General features: G+C 49.2%; 17 protein-coding genes. 8 read left to right on the forward strand and 9 right to left on the reverse strand.

The window, feature by feature from the left end:
- Window positions 1-129: 129 nt before the first annotated feature.
- The 4 genes from recJ to cysH form a co-directional block, all read right to left on the reverse strand.
- On the reverse strand, window positions 130-2,283 hold the full coding sequence (gene recJ / locus NDA03_RS22840; RefSeq protein WP_348239238.1) for a single-stranded-DNA-specific exonuclease RecJ: 2,154 nt from the start codon (window positions 2,281-2,283) through the stop codon (window positions 130-132).
- Between the two features lie 89 nt (window positions 2,284-2,372).
- Complete coding sequence (locus tag NDA03_RS22845) at window positions 2,373-2,846, reverse strand: hypothetical protein (RefSeq protein ID WP_242031510.1); 474 nt, start codon at window positions 2,844-2,846, stop codon at window positions 2,373-2,375.
- Window positions 2,847-3,039: 193 nt separating this feature from the next.
- A complete protein-coding gene (gene sbcD, locus NDA03_RS22850; RefSeq protein ID WP_190530125.1) occupies window positions 3,040-4,392 on the reverse strand; it encodes an exonuclease subunit SbcD in 1,353 nt (450 codons plus the stop codon).
- Between the two features lie 91 nt (window positions 4,393-4,483).
- A complete protein-coding gene (cysH, locus tag NDA03_RS22855; protein ID WP_190414784.1) occupies window positions 4,484-5,215 on the reverse strand; it encodes a phosphoadenosine phosphosulfate reductase in 732 nt (243 codons plus the stop codon).
- A gap of 373 nt (window positions 5,216-5,588) precedes the next feature.
- Between cysH and NDA03_RS22860 the strand changes: the two genes are divergently transcribed.
- From NDA03_RS22860 to NDA03_RS22870, 3 genes are all read left to right on the forward strand, one after another.
- The gene (locus tag NDA03_RS22860; RefSeq protein WP_190675178.1) at window positions 5,589-5,873 is read left to right on the forward strand and encodes a glutaredoxin family protein; all 285 of its coding nucleotides are present in this window, start codon (window positions 5,589-5,591) and stop codon (window positions 5,871-5,873) included.
- 97 nt (window positions 5,874-5,970) lie between these two features.
- Complete coding sequence (locus tag NDA03_RS22865) at window positions 5,971-7,470, forward strand: UDP-N-acetylmuramoyl-L-alanyl-D-glutamate--2,6-diaminopimelate ligase (protein ID WP_348239250.1); 1,500 nt, start codon at window positions 5,971-5,973, stop codon at window positions 7,468-7,470.
- Between the two features lie 328 nt (window positions 7,471-7,798).
- Window positions 7,799-9,451 (forward strand): DICT sensory domain-containing protein, encoded by a 1,653-nt coding sequence (locus NDA03_RS22870; RefSeq protein WP_348239239.1) that lies wholly within the window; start codon window positions 7,799-7,801, stop codon window positions 9,449-9,451.
- Between the two features lie 159 nt (window positions 9,452-9,610).
- Here NDA03_RS22870 and NDA03_RS22875 read toward each other — a convergent pair whose 3' ends face one another.
- Entirely contained in the window at window positions 9,611-11,914 is a 2,304-nt protein-coding gene (locus NDA03_RS22875) for a caspase family protein (protein WP_348239240.1), read from the reverse strand.
- Window positions 11,915-12,046: 132 nt separating this feature from the next.
- Here NDA03_RS22875 and NDA03_RS22880 point away from each other — a divergent pair, with 132 nt between their 5' ends.
- Window positions 12,047-12,286, forward strand: coding sequence for a hypothetical protein (locus NDA03_RS22880; protein ID WP_190429476.1), 240 nt, complete (start codon window positions 12,047-12,049; stop codon window positions 12,284-12,286).
- A 227-nt stretch (window positions 12,287-12,513) separates the two neighbouring features.
- On the opposite strand, the gene NDA03_RS22885 is transcribed toward NDA03_RS22880, so the two are convergent.
- Window positions 12,514-15,093, reverse strand: a complete 2,580-nt coding sequence (locus NDA03_RS22885; RefSeq protein ID WP_348239241.1) for a CHAT domain-containing protein — start codon at window positions 15,091-15,093, stop codon at window positions 12,514-12,516.
- 67 nt (window positions 15,094-15,160) lie between these two features.
- Entirely contained in the window at window positions 15,161-16,480 is a 1,320-nt protein-coding gene (locus NDA03_RS22890) for a CHAT domain-containing protein (protein ID WP_348239242.1), read from the reverse strand.
- Between the two features lie 276 nt (window positions 16,481-16,756).
- Between NDA03_RS22890 and NDA03_RS22895 the strand changes: the two genes are divergently transcribed.
- The gene (locus NDA03_RS22895; protein WP_190414777.1) at window positions 16,757-17,950 is read left to right on the forward strand and encodes an HhoA/HhoB/HtrA family serine endopeptidase; all 1,194 of its coding nucleotides are present in this window, start codon (window positions 16,757-16,759) and stop codon (window positions 17,948-17,950) included.
- A gap of 251 nt (window positions 17,951-18,201) precedes the next feature.
- On the opposite strand, the gene dnaK is transcribed toward NDA03_RS22895, so the two are convergent.
- Both dnaK and NDA03_RS22905 read right to left on the reverse strand, forming a co-directional pair.
- On the reverse strand, window positions 18,202-20,130 hold the full coding sequence (dnaK, locus tag NDA03_RS22900) for a molecular chaperone DnaK (RefSeq protein WP_348239243.1): 1,929 nt from the start codon (window positions 20,128-20,130) through the stop codon (window positions 18,202-18,204).
- 257 nt (window positions 20,131-20,387) lie between these two features.
- Window positions 20,388-20,522 carry a hypothetical protein gene (locus tag NDA03_RS22905; protein WP_348239244.1) on the reverse strand — a complete coding sequence of 45 codons (135 nt, stop codon included), beginning with the start codon at window positions 20,520-20,522 and terminating at the stop codon, window positions 20,388-20,390.
- Between the two features lie 98 nt (window positions 20,523-20,620).
- Here NDA03_RS22905 and NDA03_RS22910 point away from each other — a divergent pair, with 98 nt between their 5' ends.
- The 3 genes from NDA03_RS22910 (at window position 20,621) to NDA03_RS22920 (ending at window position 24,701) form a co-directional block, all read left to right on the forward strand.
- Complete coding sequence (locus NDA03_RS22910; protein WP_348239245.1) at window positions 20,621-21,658, forward strand: ADP-ribosylglycohydrolase family protein; 1,038 nt, start codon at window positions 20,621-20,623, stop codon at window positions 21,656-21,658.
- A gap of 106 nt (window positions 21,659-21,764) precedes the next feature.
- Window positions 21,765-22,823: a tRNA dihydrouridine synthase DusB gene (dusB, locus tag NDA03_RS22915; RefSeq protein ID WP_348239246.1), complete on the forward strand. Its 1,059-nt coding sequence runs from the start codon at window positions 21,765-21,767 to the stop codon at window positions 22,821-22,823.
- 117 nt (window positions 22,824-22,940) lie between these two features.
- Entirely contained in the window at window positions 22,941-24,701 is a 1,761-nt protein-coding gene (locus tag NDA03_RS22920; RefSeq protein ID WP_348239247.1) for a serine/threonine-protein kinase, read from the forward strand.
- The last annotated feature ends 539 nt before the right edge of the window (window positions 24,702-25,240 follow it).

A 25,240-nucleotide genomic window follows, 5' to 3' on the forward strand; every position in this document is an offset into this window, starting at 1 on the left:
TTCAACGCAAAGTACCGCAAAGGATAGCGCAGAGTCTACGCGAAGGATGAGCAGATAGCTTTGCGTAACTTGGCAAATCCCTTTGCGTTACTTTGCCTTAAAAAATCTTATCTCGCTTTCTCAGAAAACTTAGGTATTTTTCCCCGGTAGATCCAGCGCTTGCATTGCCGCTTTAATCAATGGATAAAACGGAGGTTTCGTCACATCAACCTCTTTGGCATTTTCCCGCGTGATTCCGAGTAAACCCATTCGGTGTCCTTGCTGAATCGCCAGAACCTTGCCTTCGGGATTTCTAATTTTTAACTCTTTTAAAGACTCAGAAAGGCTACAGGTATAGCGACGCTGGTTGTAGTGAAACTCAGCTTTCAATCCTGGGGAGAAGGACAATTGATGAGGTTCCCCCGTGGAACGTCGCAGACCTACTAACTCCAGTTGTATTGTGGTGTTGCCATTCCAGGTATTTTGTCGCAGTTTGTAGGCGATATCAACCCGCGACGGTAAAGGGTAATAATTGCCCCATCGCCAAGCGATCGCATCGATTTTCCGAACCTGATGCCCGTTATCCCCCGCTTCTTGCAATTTCAATTTGACGTGACCTTTCCCAACAATTTTTTGCTCAACCACGCGGACATTCGGCGTCCAGAAAACGGGATCGGCGTTTTCAATCCCGCACGGGTGGAGGGCATCAATCTGTTGGTACAGATCAAGATTAATATCGTCGAGGTTAGCCTGAACGTCAATCTTGAGCAGCGGCTTTAGGTGCTGGGGTTCCAGACACTGATGAGCAAAAAGGCTAAGACGCGATCGCAATGCGGGGAGATTTTCGGCTGGCATCGAAAAACCCCCCGCCGCCTTGTGTCCGCCAAATTTCCCCAGCAAATCCTCGCAAAACTGCAAAGCTTCAAATACGTGAAATTCAGGAATTCCCCGCGCCGAACCCCGGACGTGATGGTCATCCTCATAAGTTCCGATAAACACCGGCACGCCGTAGCGTTCCACCAAGCGCGAGGCAACAATTCCAATCACGCCATGATGCCATCCCGGTTGAACCAGAACTAACACCCGTTCTTGCTGGAAGTCAATCGACTTATCTGGAATTTGAGGTAAAACCTCACTGGCAGAATCTAAATTTTTCTTCGGGATTCCAATAATCTGGGTTTCTTCACACCAAGTAACGGCATCCCGTTCAATCTCTTCACAGAGTTGCTGTCGGTGTTTGTTAATTTGTTCGCACTGCATCGCCCGTTCCAGTGCGATTCCCATATCATCAGTTATCAGCAATTCAATCACAGTCTGCGGGTCGGCAATCCGTCCCACGGCGTTAATTCTTGGCCCCAGGCGAAACCCAATATCCTCTGGCTTTAAAGATTGCGGATTTGGGATTTTAGATTTTGGAATTTCCGCTTCGCTGTTCTCTGTGCCTTGAGGTACTCCCGCTATCTGAATCAGCGCCTGAACTCCCGCTAGTTGAGAATTCGGTAATTGTTGCAAACCCCGCTTCACCCAGCGGCGGTTTACCCCGGTTAACGGTGCTAAATCGGCAATGGTTCCGAGGGTAAAGAGTTCTAATAGCGGCTTCACCAATCCCTTCGTTTGCCCCAGCTGTTGGGCGAGGGTGACAGCCAAGATATAAGCGACGCCGACGCCCGCCACCCCGCGATAAGGGGAAGATTCTCGAATCAGCTTGGGATTGAGAATGGCATCCGCTGGAGGCAAGTTTTCGGGAATATCGTGATGATCGGTGACAATAACTTTGACACCCAGCTGCCGTGCCCGATCGATTGGCTCAAACGCAGAAATGCCGTTATCTACCGTTAAAATCAGCCAAACGCCTTCCCGGTGAAATTCTTCGACAATGCGGCGATTAATCCCGTAGCCTTCACTCATGCGGCTGGGAATCGCATAATCCACCTGTGCCCCTAACCACCGCAGTGCCCGGAGTAAAAGCGCAGTGCTAGTCATCCCATCCGCATCATAGTCTCCGCAGATCGCAATTTTGTGCTGGGATGCGATCGCTTCTTTCAACAACTCCACACTAATTGCCAAGTCGGGAAATTCTTCCAACGGTGAGGGCAAAACCTGAGATTCTGGATCTAGGAATGCTTGTGCCTCTTCTGGCGTCTCAATGCCTCGGTTAATCAGTACCTGACTCAACAGTGGTGAAAGACCCGTCGTTTTAGCTAACTGTTGGGCTAGTTCGTCTCGTACTGGAAATATTTGCCATCGATGATTGGGCAATCGGGCAGGACGAGGGGATGATTCTGAATGAGGACGATCTTGCACAGGCGTCGTATTTCCAGCAGTCTGGCTCAGCCCATCCTATCAGTTTTAATTCGTTAAATGACTGGGTCTATAGGGATATGCGATCGCTTTTAATAAACAGCAACCCGACCGTCATCTCTTAAATAAATTGTGCGATCGCCTGGAGGACGCCCACCAGGACGGACTTCGATTCGTAAAGTTCTAGGATTTGGTTTAGCAAGTCTCACTCCCAGGGGCAAACCCGTCGCATCCCACAGCAAAAGTGATAGATTCGGGTCTGTACCCCCTCCCCTCGTGAAAGACACGACTTGTCCGGGATTGAGGGGAATCGGATCGGTACCCACCACCTTTTGCATCTGAACCAAACTCGATGTCAGGTTTACCACCTCATAGGTGATGCGTTGTCCCGGTACGAACTGAATCGGGGCTGGGGGGCACTTTGCCGCACAAGTTCCCGCCAAAGCTGGTTGGATGTGTGCCGCTGCACCAACGCTAAAAGCAGCTGCGACTAAAACTGCTGGTAAAAATTTAGACATTAAAGGCTGCGTTGTGACTTGCTGAGAAGTCTGTTCCCGAAAGCTCATTTACTCAAATTCTGTAATCTATTTATCTAAATTTTAAACTTTTTCAGAGTTTTTTGCTTTTTGCTGATACGCTCAAACCTGCTTTTTAGTTTATGTAATTATACGTATACTGAACAATACTTAGTATGAAAAATACGCGCATACTAAGTAATACTGAATCCTTGCAGATTTAGCACAAATTCAAGCAAGACTTTTACAGTAAACGCAGCTGGGAATCTGTCGTTGCCACAGATTGCTGACTCGGTTGATTCGTTCCTATCGCTGATGCTTCCTCAATGTCAGAAGCGTTGAACCACGCCTCTTCCTCATGTGCCAGTAACTTCTGGGCTTCTTCCAGCATCAAGGCGGCAATATCCTTAAGGTCTTCCCGATTGGCTAAGTAAGTTTTCAGCGCTTCCACAGGATCGGTGCTGGCACTAGAACCGAGTTCGGGCAAGCGAGGACGCGCTAGCTGACTGACTAATTCCGCCTGAATTGTGTAGGTGTGGGCGTCACTTAAGCTAGCGTGCAGGGCATTATTATCAATCAAATCTATCTGCTCGGAACGCAGTTTGTAGATTAGCCGCACGACAGCATCTTTGATATCTTTTTTGCCTATCGCTTTGATTAAAGCGGCTTGCGGCTCAGATGCATCAGAGACATCCACTTCGATAGTTCGGAAGGGGCGCACGGGAAGAGGACAAAATTCCCATTGGGCGTTGCCTCGTTCCAGTTGAATCATCACATAGCCTTTGTCTTCTTTTTCTTCGCTGAAATCGACTCGCTCAATACTGCCTGGGTAGATAACTGGAGGCTGGTTCGACTTGTTGAGATTCTGATGTCGGTGGACGTGCCCCAACGCGACGTAGTCAAAGCAAGGTCGCGTCAGCATCGAGATGGGGATGGTAAACCCTTTGCCGACTGCTAGGAAGCGCTCTGCACCTAAGTTAGCTCGGTCTGCCATCAGGTGAGCTAAAAGAACGGTTGGCACTTCTGGATCTAGACGCCGGATTTCTCCTTCCAGGCAAGGCTCAAGACGCTTAATTAATAACTCGTTGACTTCGGCTAGAGACAAATCTTCGGTTTCTGGGCGCGTCAGCAGGGCGGAACGGGTGAGCCAAGGGAGGGTAATGATTTGGACGGGACCGCTGCGGGTTTCGATGCGGTGGGTGACGATGCGATCGCCGACAATAAACCCCGGCACTCCTAATGTCCGATAAATACATAAACTTGCGCCTCCCTGCCCCTGAGAATGCTGGTCGTGATTCCCCACGAGCAACACCGTTGGGATCTGGGCATCGACTAAGCGCCGAAACTGACTAGCAAACGCTTCCTGTACATATGGCGGCGGCGTTGCATCGGGAAAAGCATCTCCACCGAACAAGACTAAATCGACGGGTTCGGCATTCTCTCCATCTGAGCTTTGCCCGATCGCTCGGTCAATACACTTCGATAAAGTATTGACAAAATCCTCAAGGCGTGTGTTTACTCCGGTTTCCGGATTGACCCGTCCGTGGGAGAAGCCACTCCCCATGTGAATATCGGATAGGTGGAGGATTTTAATCATTTTGCTAATTGGTAATTGGTGATTGGTCATGGGTAATGGGTAATCTTCTTGCCATTACCCATTACCCATTACCTATTACCCATTAGACATTCTAAATGTGAATTCCACATTCGGTTTTACCCATGCCGCGCCAGCGACCTGCGCGTTCGTCTTCACCCTCAGCAACGGGTGTCGTGATGGGTTCGTCGCCGATGCTGGCATATCCCTGATCGTGCAGAGGATTGTAAATCATGCCATGCTCAGCCACATAAGCCCAGCTGTCCTTGCGTGTCCAGTTGGCCAGAGGATTCACTTTTAGCCGTTGCTGTGAATCTAGTTCCAAGACTGGCATATCCGCACGAGTCACGGCTTGGTCGCGGCGGCGTCCGGTAATCCAGGCAACGGTGCTGAGTTCTGCTAGACCCCGTTGCAATGGTTCAATTTTGGTCAGGTGGTGGAATTGGGTGATGTCCTTATCCCACAGCGCTTCGCCGTATTTAGCTGCAAAGGCTTCGCGAGAGTCAAGATCGGGAATTTTGTAAGTTTGGAGGTTTAAATTGTAAAGTGCCTGCGCTTTAGCAACTAACTCCAGGGTTTGAGGAAAGTGATACAGCGTGTCCAGAAACAAGACTGGCACTGGCGTTGCTGGTTTGAGATCGCGGTATAAAAGATCCGTAATTACCAAATCATCCACATTAAAGGCGCTGGTTTGCACCAGTCCCGTGGGGATATTTGTAACACACCAAGCCAGGATCTCTCTGGGATGAGCTTTGTCAAATTTTTGGTTAAGCTCATCCAGATTAAACGAGGAGATGCTAACGGGAGCTGTGGTGCTATCGCTCATGGTACGTTTCTAGTGAATTTCTGAATTCTTTATTACAAATTATTTTACCTCTTATAAGCACCTAACCCGATCGGAGAACAGGGCTATAAATGAACATCGTGTAAAGAATTGCATGGCATTCTACTGGCGCAGACATGGGCGCGGACAAGAATCACCCCGCCTACATTCCCTCGCCAACATCCTGCTATCGAGAGGAAGGATTGTAGAGGCAAAGCGTAGCCAGTCACAGAATGATTCTGCTGCTTTTTTTTGGGATGGGTGTCCGCTTTGAAGAAAAGATGAGATAACTTCTAATTGTTGAACCGGCAATTGATTTCTGCCAAACTGCACTAGGAGCTATCATCGCCCTATAAAAGTTTTTTGGAGAGATTGAGTGCGGTTAATTCTGTACAGCAAGCCGGGTTGTCACTTGTGCGAGGGGTTACAAGAAAAACTCGAACAAGTTTCAAACCCCCCCATTGAACTGGAAATCCGGGATATCACTACCCGCGAAGATTGGTTTCAAGCCTATCAATATGAAATTCCTGTCCTGTTTAGGGTTCGATCGCAGCGTACAGATCGAGTAGAAGAACCGTTGCCCCGTCCTTCACCCCGCGCTACGGTGCAGCAGTTGGAGCAAATGTTACAGAAATATTTGCTTGTAAAAGATAAAGAATAAGCGCGAATAGTCCTGAGTCGAGCGTCCGCCTGCTAACGATTCGATGACTCATGACTAACGATTAATGACTCGTGACGATTGTGAGGAGTTACTAAAGATGAAATTGCGAGAGTTATTAGCAACCATTCCCCATATTGAGCAACCCTCTAGTCAGACTGCTCTGGACTTGGAAGTTAAAGGATTAACGACAAATTCTCATGCTTGTCAACCGGGAGATTTGTTTATCGGGATGCCCGGAACGCGAGTGGATGGAGGGGAGTTCTGGGAAGGCGCGATCGCATCCGGTGCAGTCGCCGCCCTGGTTTCTTCTCAAGCTGCCCAAAAACATCCTCCCAAAGGGGAAGATGCCTGCGTGATTCCAGTTGCAGACATGACTCAAGCTTGCGCCCAAGTTGCTGCTGCCTTTTATGGCTACCCAGCGCAACAGCTAAAACTGATTGGCGTCACTGGCACGAATGGCAAAACGACAACGACTCATTTAATCGAATTTTTCCTGACTCGGAGCCAGTTACCGGCGGCTTTATTTGGGACGCTGTATGCCCGTTGGGCTGGCTTTACACAAACCGCTGCCCACACGACGCCTTTTGCGGTCGAACTGCAAAAACAACTGGCAGAAGCGATCGCAGCCGGATCTCAGATGGGTGTGATGGAAGTAAGTTCCCATGCTTTGGCGCAAGGTCGGATTTTAGGTTGTCCGTTTTCAGTTGCGGTGTTTACCAATCTCACCCAGGATCATCTAGACTTCCACCACGACATGGAAGATTACTTCAATGCAAAAGCGTTGCTGTTTAGCCCTGAATATCTCAAAGGGCGGGCGGTAATTAATTCAGATGATTCTTATGGACAGCGATTGATCGAACGGTTAAATCCAGACCAAGTATGGCGCTACAGCGTCAACGATACAACCGCCGATTTGTGGATGAGCGACCTGAGTTATGAGCCAACGGGAGTCAGCGGGGTCATGCATACCCCCAAAGGGGACGTGGCTTTCCGTTCGCCCCTGGTCGGGCAGTACAATCTGGAAAATTTACTTGCCGCTGTGGGAGCAGTGTTGCATCTGGGAGTAGATTTGGAGTTAATTGCGGGGGCGCTACCCCAATTTTCGGGAGTGCCGGGACGGATGGAACGAGTGCAAATCGGTTCCCAGCAAGAGATTAGCGTTATTGTCGATTATGCTCACACGCCGGACAGTTTGGAGAATTTGCTAAAAGCGGCGCGTCCGTTTATTCCCGGTAAGATGATCTGCGTCTTCGGTTGTGGAGGCGATCGCGATCGCACTAAACGCCCGAAAATGGGTCAAATTGCCGCGCAGTTGGCAGACAAAGCCGTTGTTACCTCCGACAACCCGCGGACGGAAGATCCAGAACGGATTTTGCAAGATATTGTCGCCGGGATACCAACCTCGGCTCAACCAGTGGTGGTGATTAGCGATCGCGCGACTGCCATTCATACCGCCATTTTAGAAGCCCAACCGGGTGATGGCGTCCTCATCGCGGGTAAAGGTCATGAAGACTACCAAATCTTAGGAACGGAAAAAATCCACTTTGACGATCGAGAACAAGCACGCGATGCCCTATTAAAGCGGATGCCTGGTTAAAGCAATTATGGATTTTAGATTTTAGAGTGGAGCGGTTAACTTGTAACTAGGCGCAATTCAATCTAACTTGTTGTCTCTTGAAATGGAGATTGATGGCTGGGAAAGGATTAAAGAGACACTCGCTAGATGGGTAGAAATCAAGATGAAACTATCTCTGGTTTCTCCCAATCTGCGATCCGCACCGCTGCGCTAAAAGTAGCTACAAAGAAGTTTCCAGTCAAAAGTCTTCAAAATCATCCAAGTTGATTTTCACCCATTTGTTGAGACATCAGTGCATTTAACAAGTCACCTTTTCATCCAAAAGCAACCTCTAAAATCTTAAAATCTTATGGATGCATCCCTTTACCAATTGGCTCTGCGTGTAGAGTCAGCGCCTCAGCCGCTTGCCGTGAGTGCAACTACGCTCAAGTCCTTGCTGTGGGCGCTGATGGACGTACTGATTGACCAACAACTGCCAGCCAAACTCTGGGTAAAGCTACCGCCTGGAGAAGGCTGGCAGGCGCAGATAGAACAATATCAGGAGCGGGGGCAGGTTGGGCATACCATTTATGTCTGTAACGGCAAAGAGGGACGAGAGCAGGAGAGAGTAGAAGCAGGAGAGAGCCAAAGCCAGGAAGAATTTGAAAATTCCCCTTATGCACTCACCGGATCGCCAAAGCTCTCCCCTACCGCTTCGCAGATTATTCCAGTTCAACTGAAGCCGGAAAACGCAATTTCCAGAGAATATTTTTTGTTAGTGCTATCCGAACGCTTTTGCGGCTTAATTTTGGCTCATCGACCCCGCAGCGCTAAGCCATCTGCCCAGACAACTTCAAAGGATTTGGATCAAATCAAAAATATAGACTCAAAAGAGTTTCTCGCTTCTCAGTACCGGAATAAGAGCGCCCTAGGCAATCCTTACGGGGCACAGTCAGGCGTTAGCGAAAGCGTTTTGGCTTTGCAAAAGCAAATGGCTACAGCAGGCACGGAGGACAAGCGAGGACGACCGCTGCTGACAATTTGCGCTTTTGACAAGCCAGTGATTCAGGAGGTTTTGCAGGGAATCCGACCCGCGATCGCGCCCACTGAAGAGACTCTCCTCAGCAACTGGGACAAGCTATTTACCTTACCGCAATCACCCGATTTAGTACAGAATCGAGCGATCGCATCCATCCTGACTCAGTTACTGGTAAAACAAGTCCAGCAGCAAGAGGAAATCGGGCGGGGTGCTGCCGCCAATCATGCATCAACAACGGAAATCGCCGAACTCCAGCGGCAAAATCAAGCTTTGCTGGATGAAGTGCGCTTTAAAGATGAACTACTAAGCAATGCGCTGTTGGAACTGCGGACGCCGCTAACCAACATGAAAACCGCACTGACGCTGCTAGAGTCCCCACAACTCAAACCCTCGCAGCGCCAGCGCTACCTGCATTTGCTGCATACACAGTGCGATCGCCAGGTTTCTTTGATTAGCGGTTTAATGGAGCTAGTACAGCTAGATCGGGCAACTACCCCAACAACTTTGCTTCCGGTGCAGTTGGCAGATATCGTGCCTGGAGTTGTCAGCACCTATCAAGCGATCGCGCAAGAAAAAGGCATCCAGCTAGGCTACACGGTCAGTCCTAACCTTCCGGCTGTCTCCTGCTTAGAGGCATGGCTGCGACAAATTATTATCAATCTGCTACACAACAGCATTAAATTCACTCCCACTGGCGGTCAGGTGGTGGTACGCACCAAGCAACAAGGCGAATACGTACAGTTGGAATTTCGCGATACCGGCATCGGCATTGCCCCGAACGAATTGCCCAAGATTTTTGACCGCTTTTATCGCGGACGCCTAGCACCGGGCGAAGAAGTTTTCGGTGCTGGATTAGGTTTAACCATTGTGCAGCAACTTCTCCTACGTTGCGCTGGCTCTATTTCTGTCACCAGTAAACTTGGTCAGGGTTCTACTTTCAAAGTGTTGTTACCCGTTCACCATTCGACATCTGTTCAGCCGTAAGTTGGGTATCTGAATACCATTGCACGGGATATCTACCATAGATTCATCTATACCATTTCTCAGTTGGCTGGAATATATTGCGCTTCTAACGGTAGGGGCTTTTTGATTGCCGTGCCCCTACAGATGTATCGCACCCCATCCTGGAATGGCGATAATTGCTTATGTTTCTACCGACTCAAAGGTAATTGACATCGCCGCCAACTCTTGAGTATCGACACGATTAATTAGCCCCAGCCCCCGAACCTCTGCCTTCTCACCACCACGACTATTTCCTGCGCCTCGGTTAAAGTCTTCTAGCAAACCGTCGATTAACTTGGTTGGTTCCTCACCCAGCCTCATTGGCAACCCTGGTGCCTGTCCTCGCACCCTCGCCACTTCCTGTAATGTCTTGAGCGCTTGCTTAAGAGGAGTGGCACTGGCGATTATCAGAACCTCTACCATGCCGACGGGTTTTGCGACTTTAAATCTGAACTTATCTTTTCCCGGTTGCGGGATTTGTCGCGTTTCTCCGGCTTTTACCAGAGTCGCACTCTCTTCTACCGTCCAGGTATTCGGAAAAACGATCGTCATTTCTCCTTCAGGATCGATTACTAAAACGGATACGTGAAGATCCCGATTTTCTTGGTTCGTCACCACAAACTGAAGCGGCGTTCCCAAGGGGAGTTTTAAGTTGTCGGGACCCGATCGCTCGCGGTTGAGGTTTGAGTTTTGAGTTGAAGAATTGCTGCTGTTTTGTGCGCCGCGAACCGGGAAAGTAGTTGCAAATGTCTCGCCCTCTGCTCTTTTCATAGAAGCCACCACATTCAGCCGAGAGGAATCGGGATTGAGTATCATCTTGGCAATGTGAGCTGCTAGCAGTGACTTAAATTTCGGGGTGAGACGGGCGATAGCCGCTTCTATCGATTCACCAGATGCACCAAAAGAGCCAGGAATTTGTTCTAGTGCTGGAGTGAATAAGCCGACACTGGCCATATCGGGCACAGAGGTTAAATTAGGAGTCTCTCCATTTTGCTGAAATTGACGATTCTCCTGGGTAATTCGTCCTAAGAGGTAGGCGACATATTCTTCCTGTTGTACAGGCAAGACTTTGAGGCGCACAATTGCCTTAAGCGCTTGTTCTGCCTTGGCTGTGTCGTTACCCAGCGATGGATCTAGACCAATCGGTAACGTCATATCGCTGGGAATCCCGCGCATTCGCTCTTGCAGCAATGTTCCCAGTTGCGGGGGCGAGGAAACCCCGCCCCTTCCTGCATTTAGGAGTTTGCCCCGCGCCGTTAATCCTTTGCGCGAGTTCGCTTCCAACTGTACCAATCCCTGCTCCTTGCCTTGAGCGTCTATCACTGTCAAAATCGCACCTCGATCGAAGGCAGGGATGCTTTGGGAATTGACACCTCCCAACCACAACTGCACCCCATCTCCCTCAACTTTGGTGATTACCGCTTCCGCTGGGAGAGTCTGTTGGTTTAGGAAGTAAGCGGGTTCCTCTTCATTGCTTTTTTGCTTAGCTTCATATTCTGGAATTTGACCCGTAGAAGAAATCTGGTTAGTAGTACGGGCAATATTTGCGATCGCACTCGCCACGGGTTCATCCCCGGTTTGCTGCCAAAGATACTGCGTCATCACATAAGTAAATGCCCCCGCCGCAAAGCCGTTGAAGCGCTGATCCGCCGCCAGTTGCTTGCGATCGGCGGCAGCAATGACGATCCCTTTGGCAACTCCTGCCCTGCGTGCCTGAATATACTCATCCGGGGATAAATTTACCCGCGATAGCAATTGCCGCTGATATTCTTTCTCCACTGGGCTGACTTTAACTTGCACGCCACCATCCAGCGCCCTGACGTTCAAATTCCCCCGTTTCCCGCCCCCAGCATGACAACTATCCAAAACCATTGTCAGGTTTTCTGTTTTTACCGCTGACGCCAGCAAAAACAGCGTGTGTCCTGTGATATCGGATGCAATACCCCCACGGCGACGGGCAACCAAAGGTAGGGAGTTATCGGCTGGGACGATGGTACTGTTTAAACAACTTTCGCTCAGTTTTAAGACCACTTCATCGCACTCTGGGCTGTCATCTACCCGCGAACCGTGCCCGGAGAAGTGAAACACCACAACATCTCCCGGCTTCGCTTGCCCAATCAGATATTCGTCAAATGCACCCAAGATACCTTCACGAGTGGCTTGGGCATCTGTCAGGATATGGACATCCTTCTTGTTGAAGCCAAAGCGGTGAATCAGGAGATGTTGCTGCATTTCCACATCGGTAATACAACCCGCTAAGCGATCGCTACTATTTTGATAAGCATTAATTCCCACCAGCAGCGCCAGTTTGCGGGGTGTGCTTTGAGCGAGGACTTTGCCATAGCGATCGCCCTTTCGCATCACATCCAGATGGCTTAAACCCAAAGTTGCCAGCGTCGATCCGGCAAATTGCAAAAACTGACGGCGCTTGATGTGAGACATCATCAATGTTTCCTCAAGTGGTGCAGGATGAAAGGCTGAGATTACTGAAATCCTGTGTTCAACGAGCTATGTTGACGACGGCACAGATTAGTGACATGGTTAACTGTGTTCTATTTATATCGGAAGTCGTTAACGATGCGCTGCGCTATTTTAAGTCGTGCTGGTCAAGTTTTGGCAAACGGAAATTTTATCATTCAACAAGATGAAAATGGCGATCTGAGGTTGGATTTCCGCACAGATGGGGGAAAAATCCTCCAAGGAGGAATCATCGAGCCGGATGGCGACTTAACCTCAGCCAGTAAAGTTCTCTATCGCCAGTTTTTTGAAGCTTGGGGAGTCAGCGAGATCGCACTGACCGCTATGCCTAAGTTCTAGCGTCAACTTTGGGTGGAAACTTATTTTATTTGTCAGGTTGGTAATGGTTAATAAAGAATAGGTGGAAGGATAAAAAAACAATTATCCATTACTGACCAATCATCAAAAAAATAATTAACTAGATTCGATTTCACTTATTTTTCCTAATCGTTGTAGAAAAAATTTTGTCATTAGTTAGAAATAAATTCTCTAACAAATCTTTGTCAAGCGCTCAGATGAATATTGCCTTATTCAGCTTCGCCAATCAAAGTAAATGCTGCCCACTGCACGGGATCTGAATATTGTTGCTGTTTCATGGTTGTCAGCATCGCATTTCGCAATGCCGTAGCTTTATCAGCCTTTTGCTGAAGATTTTTATAAAACTCCGTCATCAAAAAAGCAGTGGAGTTATCCGGGACTTGCCATAGAGAGACCACCACGCTAGGCACACCAGCGGAAATTAAAGAACGGGATAAACCAATAACACCATCGCCCGTAATGCGTCCTCGTCCGGTGTCGCAAGCACTGAGAACCACTAATTCAGCATTCAATTTTAGATTGAGGATTTCTTCAGCAGTGAGCAACCCATCATTCTGGTTAGATGGAGCGAGAGCGATCGCACTTCCCAATCCCCGGTAATCATCCAGTAAACCATGAGTGGCTAGATGAATGATTCGCGCTTTAGGCAATGCTTGCGCGATCGCTACTTTGGTGGCTTGGCTACCTGTAATTGCTTGAGTTTTGAGTAGTTTAGCAATATCCTTCGCCTCCTGTTCCGCCCACGGCAAATTAGATAACTGCTGGGCTAATTCTCCAGGCTTCAGCACCACCTTGGGCATAATCGGATTACCCACTACCAACGCCTCTTGTAGAGATGCGATTGATTGCGTCTTTACACGTTGTCCCTGCTGATGGGTTAAATCCAGCACTTGAATTGAGGGAGCAGTGAGAATAGTATGTTTTTCAATCAAGTATTTGCCAGAAGCGTCTTGGAGAGCTGGGAAGGGAACTAGGAATAGTTCTGTTTGAGGGATAAAAATTACACGAGCATTCGGATCGGTTGGCAGCTCTTTAGCGATGGGTTCTATTAGCAGTTGATGCAGCTGCTGTAACCGTTTGGTTGGGCTTTCTGCCTCTATTAGCGCTACTTCAATGCCACCACGTCCCCTTACGCCCATTAATTGACGGGTGTTGGTAACAAGGTTTTGTAGAGAAGAATTCTCTTTTTGCCACAAGGGTTTGAGGTCGCTGCGACGAAATGCTACTTCACCTGTAGGTTTGATAATCCAAATATAAAGTTCTGATTGTTTGGTTTGTTGTTTACCTTGAACTTTGAACTCATCGTAAATAATCGAATATTGAACGAGGGTGGCATTTTGAGTTTTGGCAATTTGTTGAATCTGTGAAATCGTCGGCTGTAGATACTTTGCAGGTAACGTCTCTAAAGAGTTCGGGGATAATCGCCTCGACAGCAACTCCACAAACGCCCGTGCCCGACCTCGCTCGGCAATTTCCAGCGCTGCATTGGTCTTATTCTGAGCAATGAGGACTTGTTGCAAAGTGCGGTAGGTGCGAGCTTGTTCCTCGAAAATTGAAACTTTATTGGCATCGTCGCTGCCTACTCTTTCTCGGAGAGATTCCCAGACTTTAATGCTATCAATTAAGGTTGTCTCTGCTGCGGCGAGATTGCCAGATTTGTAGAGAGCAAGTCCTAGATTGTTCAGAGCCTGCCCCTCACCTTGGCGGTGTTTAATCTCCCGCGCGATCGCCAACCGCTGCTGGGCGTACTCAATCGCCCGTGGAAAGTCCCCCAGGAAACGGTAAGCAACTCCCAGATTGCCCAGAGCTGCTCCCTCACCTTGGCGGTCTTTAATCTCCCGTGCGATCGCCAACTGCTGCTGTTGGTACTCAATCGCCCGTGGAAAGTCCCCCAGGGAATCGTAAGCAAGTCCCAGAGTTCCCAGAGCTGCTCCCTCACCTTGGCGGTGTTTAATCTTCTGTGCGATCGCCAAATGCTGCTGGGAGTAATTAATCGCCTTGGCATAATCCCCTAGGGAATAGTAAGTTCCTCCCAGATTTCCCAGAGCTGTCCCCTCACCTTGGCGGTCTTTAATCTTCCGTGCGATCGCCAAACTCTGCTGTTGGTACTCAATCGCCCGTGGAAAGTCCCCCAGGTTACGGTAAGCTCCTCCCAGATTTCCCAGAGCTACTCCCTCACCTTGGTGGTCTTTAATCTCCCGTGCGATTGCCAAACTCTGCTGTTGGTACTCAATCGCCCGTGGAAAGTCCCCCAGGGAATCGTAAGCAAGTCCCAGAGTTCCCAGAGCTGCTCCCTCACCTTGGCGGTGTTTAATCTTCTGTGCGATCGCCAAACTCTGCTGTTGGTACTCAATCGCCCGTGGAAAGTCCCCCAGGGAATTGTAAGCTACTCCCAGAGTTCCCAGAGCCTGCCTTTCACCCTTGCGGTCTTTAATCTCCCGTGCGATCGCCAACCGCTGCTGGGCGTACTCAATCGCCTTGGCATAGTCCCCCAGGTTACGGTAAGCTACTCCCAAATTTCCCAGAGCGTTTCCCTCACCTTGGCGGTCTTTAATTTCTCGATAGATAGTCAGTGCCTGTTGCCAAGACTGTAATGCTGCCTCAAATTGACTGGTCTGATGCTGCTGAACCCCTTGGTCTAGAAGTCGGTCGGCTTCCGCTTTCCGGTCAGTTTGGGTTTGAGCTAACACCCGTGACGCTCTTAGTGCTGGAAAATTGGCAGCCAAAGGCGTCGAGACGATACCAACAAGGGTGATGAAGGCGATTAGGCTGATTCTACGAGAATGCATAGCTGGCTAGGTAGATGAACTGAGTTGTCAAATAGCTGGGATGAAGATAGATACAGAGGCGCTGTCTCTACGGTTCGCCGATGAGGATGAACGCTGCCCAGTTTATGGGGTCGGGGTGCTGTTTCATCGTTGCAAGCATGGCGCTTCGCAGTGCAGCAGCTTTATCGGGATTCGATTGAAGATTTTTATAAAACTCGGTCATCAGGAAGGCAGTTTGCTCATCCGGCATAGACCCTAAGGGGGCAATGACGCTGGGAACTCCCGCTGCCATAAAAGAGCGCGTTAGCCCAATCACGCCATCTTCGGTAATGCGACCCAAACCCGCATCACAGGCGCTCAGGACAACTAACTCAGCGTTTAGCTTCAAATTCAGGATTTCTTCTGCTGTCAGCAACCCATCATCGGTATTAGAGGGAGCCAAAGCGATCGCATTTCTCAATGCCTCCTCCTCATCGATTAACCCAGTCGTTGCGAGATGAATAATTCGCGCTTGGGGCATTTTCTGCACAATCGCGGTCTCAGTTGCTGCGTCGCCGATAAGCGCTTGGGTATTGAAGAGATTCGCGATCGCGTTTGCTTCCTGTTCTGCACCTGGCAGTGGCTGTAGCAATACCGGCTTTTGTCCTATCTTGGGAGGAACGCGGGGCATCGTCGGATTCCCCACCACCAGCACATCCTTGGCAATCCCTTGGATTCGCTGTCGATGCTTGTAAAGTAAATCCAGCGCCTGAATTGAGGGAGCGGTAAAAATTGCGTGTCGCTCGATCAGGTATTTGCCTTGTTTATCTTGCAGCGCTACGAAGGGAAGCAGAAACAGAGATTTTTGCGGGATAAAGGCGACACGAGCGTTCGGAGCTTTTGGCAACAATTCGGCAATCGGCTCAACGAGCAGCTGATGAAGTTGCTGTAACTGTTTACTTAGGCGATTGTCCTGTTTTGTCGTCACGACGATGCCACTCTTATTTGCAGCATTCCCGAACCCCATCGCCGCACGACTACTACTCACCAACGCTGAGAGAGAAGTATTTTGCTTCTGCCACAACGGTCTCAGGTCAACCCGTCGTAAGGTAATTTCACCTGTGGGTTGAACCACCCAAATCAGCAGTTCTGATTCCTGGGTTTGTTCTTTTCCTTGAACGGGGAACGTCTCGTAATTAATTGAGTATTCAACCAGTGTGGCGTTGTGTTCCTTAGCAACTTGTCGAATTTGTTCGATATTGAGCGGATTGACGGTCGCTGGAGCCTCTGGAGTTTGTGCCAACATCTGAGAGCCAGGGAAAATTTCAGCCGTCTTCCCTGGGAAAGGGGTTAAGACAGTCGCCACAAAAGTAATCAGTAAGGGTACAAGGCTTTGCACCCCGGCAAGGCTGATTTTCTGGAGTTGCATGGCTGACAAGGTAAGTAGATGTACGGACAGTGTTTACACTGTCTTAGCCCAGGGAATCGGGTGTGTCCAGTGTTGGCTTTATCCTTGAGTAGTGGTAACGCCAACTTGACAGACCAAGCGATCGCGTATGCACTCTGATGCGCTGTTTGTGCCTCCTCTTGGGCACCCCAATATCTTGAAACCCAGTTAAAACTCTACCCAAATGCTGCTCATCCACAGCATTTTTTGATTAGAGTGGAATTATTACCTGTATTGCTGTCCTTCAGCCCAAAGACCATGAGTTTACTTGTCAAACAGCTGACCACTTATCTAGCTTTGCTGGCTATCGGCGGTGGTGCAGGAATATATGCCAGTCGCCATTTCGCAGCAGACAACCCCAGTGTCGAAGGCAGAATCCCATCAGCGATTCCAGCCGCGCTACAGCAAATCTCCCCGCCCCAGAATCGCGCTCCCCAAGAGAACCTGAATTTTATTGCCGAAGCAGCCGAAAAAGTTGGCCCTGCTGTCGTGCGAATTGATGCGGCTCGTACCGTATCGCAGGACATTCCAGATACTTTCAGAAGCCCGTTTTTCCGACGATTTTTTGGGAACGAAACGCCGGTTCCGGAAGAACGGGTGGAACGAGGTACCGGATCTGGCTTCATTCTCAGTGCTGATGGTCGCTTAATGACAAATGCCCACGTTGTCGCGGGGTCAGATAAGGTCAAGGTGACGCTCAAAGATGGTCGGACGATGGAGGGTCAAGTTGTGGGAGCCGATCCGGTTACGGATGTGGCAGTTGTCAAAATTGATGCGACAAAGTTGCCGACGGTACGCTTGGGAGACTCGAATAACTTAATACCGGGACAGTGGGCGATCGCAATTGGCAATCCCCTTGGTCTAGATAACACGGTGACGGTGGGTATCGTCAGCGCGACGGGTCGCTCCAGTTCGCAGGTAGGTGTCCCGGATAAGCGAGTCAGATTTATCCAAACCGATGCCGCTATCAACCCCGGTAATTCCGGAGGTCCCTTGCTAAATGCCAGGGGTGAAGTGATTGGGATTAATACAGCCATTCGCGCGAATGCTCAGGGACTCGGTTTTGCCATCCCGATTGAAACCGCCGAACGAGTCGCCAATCAGCTATTTAGCAAAGGTCGCGTCGAGCATCCCTACATGGGAATTCAAATGGTAACGCTGACGCCGGAACTAAAAGACGACATTAACAAAGACAATGAGGCGGGCTTCAAAGTTACGCAGGATAAAGGCGTTGTCATCGTTCGGGTGGTCAAAAACTCACCCGCAGAACGCGCTGGCTTGCGTGCAGGAGATGTGATCCAGAAAGTTGGCGGTCAAGCGGTCGCAAGTGCCGATCAAGTGCAAGAACGGGTAGAAGCGAGTAGCGTCGGCTCCAGATTAGAAGTAGAGGTCAACCGTAGCGGTCGGACTGAAACTGTCCAAGTACAACCTGGTGCCTTCCCTGTGGAGTAGCATCAATAATTTCTGTTTTTAACGCAAAGGTACGCTGAGGTTGGCGCAAAGGTACGCAAAGCAGTAGGGAGCTAGGTTGAGGAAGGAAACCCGAACCTTAGACTAGACACGCTTCTAGGGAGCGGGTCATTTTGGGGCAAGGAAGAAAGTAATTGTGCGTAGTTTTGCATTAAAAAAGGGCTGATGAGCGCCCAAAAGCAATTCATCAACCCTTATTAGCAATTAGCGATTAGCACTTAGCACTTAGCTAATTACTTGCTTTCCGTAAAATCAGCATCAATTACATCATCCCCAGTACCAGTGGACTGACTGGAACCACCACCACCACCAGGGGTGCCGGTGCCATCGCCAGGAGCTGCACCTGCGCCGCCTGCTTGTTGATAGATGTTCGTGCCGATGGTGTAGAGAGCCTGCTGTAGCTCTGTGGTAAGCGTCTTGATGCGATCATCGTCTTCTTTAGCGATCGCATCGCGCAGGTCTTTGACCAATCCATCGACCTTGCTCTTGTCAGCAGCGGGAACTTTGTCACCCAAGTCAGCCATTTGCTTCTCAGCTTGGTAAACGAGGGAGTCAGCTTGGTTCTTGCGGTCAATCTTCTCACGACGCTCCCGGTCAGTGGAGGCATTTTGTTCGGCTTCCTTAACCATCCGCTCCACTTCGTTTTGGGGCAGGGTGGAAGCACCCGTGATGCTGATTGATTGCTCTTTACCAGTACCGCGATCCTTAGCTGTGACGTTCAGGATACCGTTGGCATCAATATCGAAGGTAACTTCAATTTGTGGCATTCCACGAGGAGCCAGAGGAATCCCATCCAGACGGAAGATCCCCAACTCTTTGTTGTTTGCCGCCATCTCCCGTTCGCCTTGCAGAATCTTGATTTCTACGTTGGTCTGATTATCTACAGCAGTAGAGAAAACCTCAGACTTCTTGGTAGGAATCGTGGTGTTGCGGGGGATAATCTTGGTCATCACGCCGCCAAGGGTTTCCACACCCAAAGACAGCGGGGTAACGTCGAGTAGCAACAGTCCTTCAGTTCCAGCTTCACCTGTGAGGACACCGGCTTGAATTGCGGCACCGATAGCTACCACTTCATCCGGGTTGACGGTTTGATTGGGTTCTTTGCCCAAAACCCGCTTCACCAGTTCTTGTACGGCAGGAATCCGGGTAGAACCACCGACCAGCACGACTTCATTAATTGCACTCTTGTCTTGCTTGGCGTCGCGCAGGGCGTTCTCTACAGGAATGCGGCAGCGATCGATCAAGTCAGCACAGAGTCCTTCAAACTGAGCGCGAGTCAGGGTCATATCCAGGTGCTTTGGACCATCCTGGGTAGCGGTGATAAATGGCAGGTTGATTTCCGCTTGGGTAACGCTAGATAACTCAATCTTGGCTTTTTCAGCGGCTTCAGTCAGGCGCTGGAGGGCTTGACGGTCTTTACGGAGGTCAATGCCTTCAGATTTTCTGAATTCTTCGGCTAAGTAGTCAACGATTTTCTTGTCGAAGTCGTCACCACCCAGGTGAGTGTCACCAGAGGTCGCTAACACTTCAAACACGCCATCGCCCATTTCCAGGATGGATACGTCGAAGGTACCGCCACCCAGGTCAAATACCAGAATGGTTTCGTTGGCCTTTCTTTCGAGTCCGTACGCCAAGGAAGCGGCGGTCGGCTCGTTGATAATCCGCATTACATCAATCCCGGCAATCTTACCAGCATCTTTGGTAGCTTGGCGCTGGGAGTCGTTGAAGTAAGCGGGAACGGTGATTACAGCTTGGGTAACGGTCTCTCCAAGGTACTTGCTGGCATCATCCACCAGCTTGCGAAGCACTTGGGCAGAAATTTCTTCTGGTGCAAACTGCTTGCTCTGAGCGGGGCAGTCTAGCTTAACGTTGCCGTTGCTGTCGCGCAGCACTTTGTAAGAAACTTCGGTGGCTTCGTGGGTGATTTCTTCAAACTTGCGTCCGATAAAACGCTTCACCGAATAGAAGGTGTTTTCGGGGTTCATCACCGATTGACGCTTGGCGATTTGACCCACTAAGCGATCGCCATTCTTGGCAAATGCTACGACAGAGGGGGTTGTCCGAAAACCTTCTGCGTTAGCGATTACAGTGGGTTTACCACCTTCCATCACTGCTACGCAGGAGTTTGTCGTACCTAAGTCAATTCCAACTACTTTTGCCATAGGGGTATTTCGGCTTCCTAATAACTACAAAAACTTTTGAGGGCGGATACGGAACTACAAATTGAACCAACCGGGTTAAATCAGCAGCTCTTTCCAGATTTAATAACCATTGGTGCGTGCGTACCGATCTATATAGTGTGCGGGATTAGCCACTTTGGTGTTGTGGGGTTTTCCGAACCTGAGGAAGGACGGTTAACCTTCAGGAGGCATCCCCTTTGGCTCAATCACTTAACATCTGCTGATTGCTTTCACTGTGTCTACTGTAAGGAAATCAGGGGCTTTAGGTATGGGGGCAAGCCGTAATTAAATAGGTGTATTTGCCGTCTAGAGGAGGTCAAGGCGATCGCGATTACCTCGTTGAACTCTCCACCAACACCGCCTAAATCATGCACGATTGGTTCCTTCTAAAAACTTGTATTATATGTATTACAAAGGATGCGATTTTCGAGCCATCGTTCGGAATTTCTAAAAAAGAAGAGTTGTACTAGCTATGCGCCGTGCTTCTGGATGCCTGTTTGGTTTAGCTTTTGGTGACGCGCTCGGTGCTGTAACTGAGTTTCTCAATGTTGACGAGATCCTGCGCCGCTTCCCACCCCAAGGGCCGCAGCAACCAATGGGCAACCCAGCTCGGGTTACAGATGACACGCAGATGACTTTAGCGGTTGGAGAGGCACTCCTGGAAGTAACACCGCCTTTTATCGCTGACAACTTAGAGCCGCCTCTGCGCCGCGCCTTCATCGACTGGTGGGACAGTCCTGACAATAACCGGGCACCGGGCAATACTTGTCTAAATGCTTGCGCTAACTTGGCAGATGACCTGCCGTGGCAGCAGGCAACGGTAGCAAACTCAAAGGGTTGTGGAGCCAATATGCGGGTGGCACCCGTGGGACTCGTCAAGAATTTGAACGAAACGACCCGCGCTGCGATCGCTCAGTTCCAGGCAGCTTTGACCCACGGGCACCCCACCGCTCTTGCCGCCTCAGATTTAACTGCTAGAGCGATCGCTGACCTGGTAGCGGGTGGCGATCCCAAAGGGCTACCTTCTCGACTTCGCGCCTATGCTGAGGAGCAACGCTCGATCTACCATGCCAACTGGCTGGGGTTGCTCTGGCAACGTCCCTCTATCAATACACCAGAGGAATTTATCAGTCGTGGCTGGGATGAATGTTTGTCCATCCTTGATCGTCTGGATGCCGCCTTGGCAGAACCGAACCGGGATGCAGACCCCTGTTTAGCAACGGGGGAAGGATGGATCGCAGAAGAAGCCTTTGCCACAGGTCTACTGTGCTTTCTACTGTTTCCTGAAGAGCCAGTAGCGGCGCTCCGGCGTGCGGCACTCACCGCAGGCGATTCAGACTCTATTGCCTGCCTTACGGGTGCTTTCGCCGGAGCCTATTTAGGGATGGCAGCATGGCCCGAAGATTGGGTAAGCCGCATCGAGTACCGCGATCGCTTAGCAGCACTCGGCAACCGATGGGATGAGGAAGCAACTTCAGATGCCAGTGGCGCTCAGGTGCCCTTATCGTAAGCGATCGCGATTCACAATAAAGATAGGGGTGATCGCCATGAAGCTCAAATGGTTCAACAGCGATCGCTCGTAAAATGAAAAAGCCCGGTTGACCGCGATAGAACCTATGGTTACTCTTTCTCCTACTCTGCAATCCCGACTCTCGACACCTCTGAAAATTGGCTCTTTTGAAGTCAAAAGCCGGGTTTTACAATCGCCCCTCTCTGGCGTTACCGATATGGTGTTTCGTCGCTTGGTGCGTCGCCATGCACCTGACTCGATGATGTACACCGAGATGGTGAACGCGACGGGACTCCATTACGTGAAGGAACTCCCCAAGATTATGGAGGTAGATCCGAACGAAAGACCGATTAGCATTCAGTTGTTTGACTGTCGCCCCGATTTCTTGGCAGAAGCGGCTGTAATGGCTGTGAAAGAGGGCGCTGATACAGTTGATATCAACATGGGATGCCCGGTCAACAAAATTACCAAAAATGGTGGCGGTTCTTCGTTGTTGCGGCAGCCAGAAGTCGCTGAGGCAATTGTCCGAGCGGTCGTAAAGGCGGTGAATGTGCCGGTGACGGTGAAAACGCGCATCGGTTGGACAGATAAGGAAATTAATATTCTGGACTTTGCCAAGCGCATGGAAGATGCGGGGGCGCAAATGATTACGGTACACGGTCGCACCCGTTCCCAAGGTTACACTGGCCCTGCTAAGTGGGAGTGGATTGGTAAAGTGAAGGAAATTCTGTCGATTCCAGTGATTGCCAATGGCGATATGTTTTCCGTGGAGGCGGCGGTGAAGTGTTTGGAACAAACCGGCGCGGATGGGGTGATGTGTTCGCGGGGAACTCTGGGTTATCCCTTTTTAGTGGGAGAAATTGACTATTTCTTGAAAACTGGGCAAGAAAAGACGCCGCCAACGCCGATACAACGGTTGGAATGTGCCAAAGAACATTTGCAAGCTTTGTGGGAATATAAAGGCGATCGCGGGATTCGGCAAGCCAGGAAGCACATGACTTGGTATGCCAAAGGTTTTGCTGGTGCTGCTGAGTTGCGCGGACATTTAGCCACAATCGAAAATCTTGAGCAGGGTTTGGAGACAATCGATCGGGCAATTGAACGACTGGCGAATTCCACATGGCAAGAGGTTGAAGAAGAGGAGTTAGCATTGGTCGAGGTTTAACCCCGAACACGCACTTAGGTAAGCGTTGCGCTCTCTTTGTTATAGGGCGCGAAGGGAAAAAACGAAAGGAAAGCGATCGCCTAGAATAGACGCCATCTACCTGCATTGTTTGCTGTCATGAGCAACTCCTCACACACTTCGAGTCCCCGTCCCCGCTATCAGACCCTTCGAGAACTTGGGCGCAATCGCGCCGGGGGTCGCATCACTTATCTGGCAAAGGATAACGTCACAGAACAGTCAGTCATCCTGAAGCGATTTCTATTTGCCCAAGTTGGGTCTGAATGGTCGGGTTTTAAAGCTTACGAGCGCGAGATTCAAGTCTTGCGAGGACTCGATCATCCGGGAATTCCCCGTTATCTCGATTCTTTTGAAACCCCATCTGGCTTTTGTATGGTGCAGGAGCATAAAGACGCCCTGCCTTTATCCTCTCCGCGCAGTTTTGACCCGGATGACATCCAGAAAATTGCTGTTTCTGTCCTAGAGATTCTTGTTTATTTACAAAATCGCATTCCATCTGTAATTCATCGGGATGTTAAACCTGAAAATATCCTCGTAGACGAACAACTAAATGTTTATTTGGTGGATTTTGGCTTAGCTCGAATTGGCAGTGGGGAAATGGCAATGAGCAGCGTCGCCGCTGGGACATTTGGGTTTATGGCACCCGAACAGATATACAACCGCCAGCTAAACGAAGCGACAGATTTATATGGTTTAGGCGCAACACTCATTTGCTTATTAACTGGGACAAAATCAACGGCAATTGACACCTTATTTGATGAAGATGGTCGCCTTAATTTCAAGTCGCTGCTTCCCAAGCTGAGTCTGCGCTTTGTGGACTGGCTCTCAAAAATGGTCGAACCCAAAGCAAAAGACCGTTTCCCCAATGCTACGGCTGCTTTGGAAGCTCTCAAGCCGATTTATGTTAATCGCTTACCGGAAGTTAAATTTAGCCAACTGGCTTTGGAATTTAAAACAACACAACTAGGCGAAAAATTAACTCAAACCGTTAGGGTTAATAATTCCGTTCCGGACACTTTGCTAAAAGGGACTTGGGAAGTAGCCCCCCACCACAGCGATCCGCGCTATTCCAATTCTCATGCTTGGATTTCCTTTGAACCCGCCACATTTAAGAGTAATCATGCTGATTGCAAAATCACCGTGAATACGAATAAGTTGATGGCAGATAAAACCTACAGCCGTCAGATTTTATTACACACCAATTCTTCCCCAGAAACTTACCCGCTCACGATTACAGTTCGCACAACTCTGCTTGAAACTCCAAAGCCGCCTTATATTTCAATGGCTTTGCTATTAGGAATTGCTTTAGCAATGACTGGATTTTGGACAGGTGCGATCACTTGGATGGTAGCAATTCTATTCAAATTTACCTCTTGGACATCTGTAGCAATTTTTGAAGTTGGAGTAATCGCGGTATTTTTGGCTTGGTTTAGCGCCGGAACTCTACTGGCAGCAGTTGGCATCAGAACTGTGCTAGGCATAAAGATTGCAGCTTGGTTGACCACTGTGACAATGTTAGTTGTTTTGTTGTCATCAGGGTTCTTACCGGCGGCGATTACTGCCTTGGGAACCTTGGCAGGTCTAGTAATTGGCTTCCTAAATGGGGCAGTCATTAAAAATTATAAAGAAAGGGGATTTCCTGAAAAGATTGCCATTGGCAGCGCACTTTTAATAACAGGTTTCGGCATGAGCTTAGGGACAGGATTCAATATCGGCTTCTTCAATTTCTTTCTGTTTTTATCCTTACTAGGAACCAGTTTATCCTTAGCTGCTATCATGTATTATCCATATCAACAGCGAGAAAAACTGATGTCTAACTATCGCCATGCAACACAAACTAGGCGTTTGATTAAGCCATAGCAGAGATATTGAGGGAAAGAGCGAAATAAAAAGGGCGATCGCTCTTTTTATTTCGCTTTATCGCTGACAAACAATAAATTATTTGCTGTCCTTCACAATTTCACATTCTTCGTCCCGGAATTAATAAAATCTTTTATGTTGAGGCTTTGGTTTAGATAACACGCTTGTGCTGATAAAACACATTAACTACCAATAAGAACTAAAACTGCTATCAGCAGGCTTAATCCCAACAAAGTTTCTGATAATTTCGATTTTTTTATTCAAATTATAGACGATATTAGAAGTAACCCTAAAATCATCCAAAAATGTGAAATTAATCAGCGGAATATTCTATGGAAATTTTTGAGCTGGTGCAATAAATTTATAAGAATATGGCATTACCATGCCCTACAAACGTCAGAGCCTTAATATAACCTACCCAAATAACGGTGCTTAAACGAAAAACAAGACTCTAAAAAGGTATAATACAGGCATGGCAACCATTTCACGTTATGGTGTGATAAATGAAAGAGACAACTCCCGCCGCCATGCCCCCTTGC

The sequence above is a fragment of the Trichocoleus sp. Lan genome (assembly GCF_039961855.1).
Classification (GTDB): Bacteria; Cyanobacteriota; Cyanobacteriia; order Cyanobacteriales; family FACHB-T130; genus FACHB-T130.

What these genes read in the sequence shown, in the direction of transcription:
- cysH (WP_190414784.1), bottom strand. Translation starts at nt 5,215, where the DNA reads ATGAGCGATAGCACCACAGCTCCCGTTAGCATCTCCTCGTTTAATCTG.
- dnaK (WP_348239243.1), bottom strand. Translation starts at nt 20,130, where the DNA reads ATGGCAAAAGTAGTTGGAATTGACTTAGGTACGACAAACTCCTGCGTA.
- NDA03_RS22880 (WP_190429476.1), top strand. Translation starts at nt 12,047, where the DNA reads ATGCGCTGCGCTATTTTAAGTCGTGCTGGTCAAGTTTTGGCAAACGGA.
- NDA03_RS22890 (WP_348239242.1), bottom strand. Translation starts at nt 16,480, where the DNA reads ATGCAACTCCAGAAAATCAGCCTTGCCGGGGTGCAAAGCCTTGTACCC.
- dusB (WP_348239246.1), top strand. Translation starts at nt 21,765, where the DNA reads ATGGTTACTCTTTCTCCTACTCTGCAATCCCGACTCTCGACACCTCTG.
- NDA03_RS22875 (WP_348239240.1), bottom strand. Translation starts at nt 11,914, where the DNA reads ATGATGTCTCACATCAAGCGCCGTCAGTTTTTGCAATTTGCCGGATCG.
- sbcD (WP_190530125.1), bottom strand. Translation starts at nt 4,392, where the DNA reads ATGATTAAAATCCTCCACCTATCCGATATTCACATGGGGAGTGGCTTC.
- NDA03_RS22885 (WP_348239241.1), bottom strand. Translation starts at nt 15,093, where the DNA reads ATGCATTCTCGTAGAATCAGCCTAATCGCCTTCATCACCCTTGTTGGT.
- NDA03_RS22865 (WP_348239250.1), top strand. Translation starts at nt 5,971, where the DNA reads ATGAAATTGCGAGAGTTATTAGCAACCATTCCCCATATTGAGCAACCC.
- NDA03_RS22845 (WP_242031510.1), bottom strand. Translation starts at nt 2,846, where the DNA reads ATGAGCTTTCGGGAACAGACTTCTCAGCAAGTCACAACGCAGCCTTTA.
- NDA03_RS22870 (WP_348239239.1), top strand. Translation starts at nt 7,799, where the DNA reads ATGGATGCATCCCTTTACCAATTGGCTCTGCGTGTAGAGTCAGCGCCT.
- NDA03_RS22910 (WP_348239245.1), top strand. Translation starts at nt 20,621, where the DNA reads ATGCGCCGTGCTTCTGGATGCCTGTTTGGTTTAGCTTTTGGTGACGCG.
- NDA03_RS22895 (WP_190414777.1), top strand. Translation starts at nt 16,757, where the DNA reads ATGAGTTTACTTGTCAAACAGCTGACCACTTATCTAGCTTTGCTGGCT.
- NDA03_RS22920 (WP_348239247.1), top strand. Translation starts at nt 22,941, where the DNA reads ATGAGCAACTCCTCACACACTTCGAGTCCCCGTCCCCGCTATCAGACC.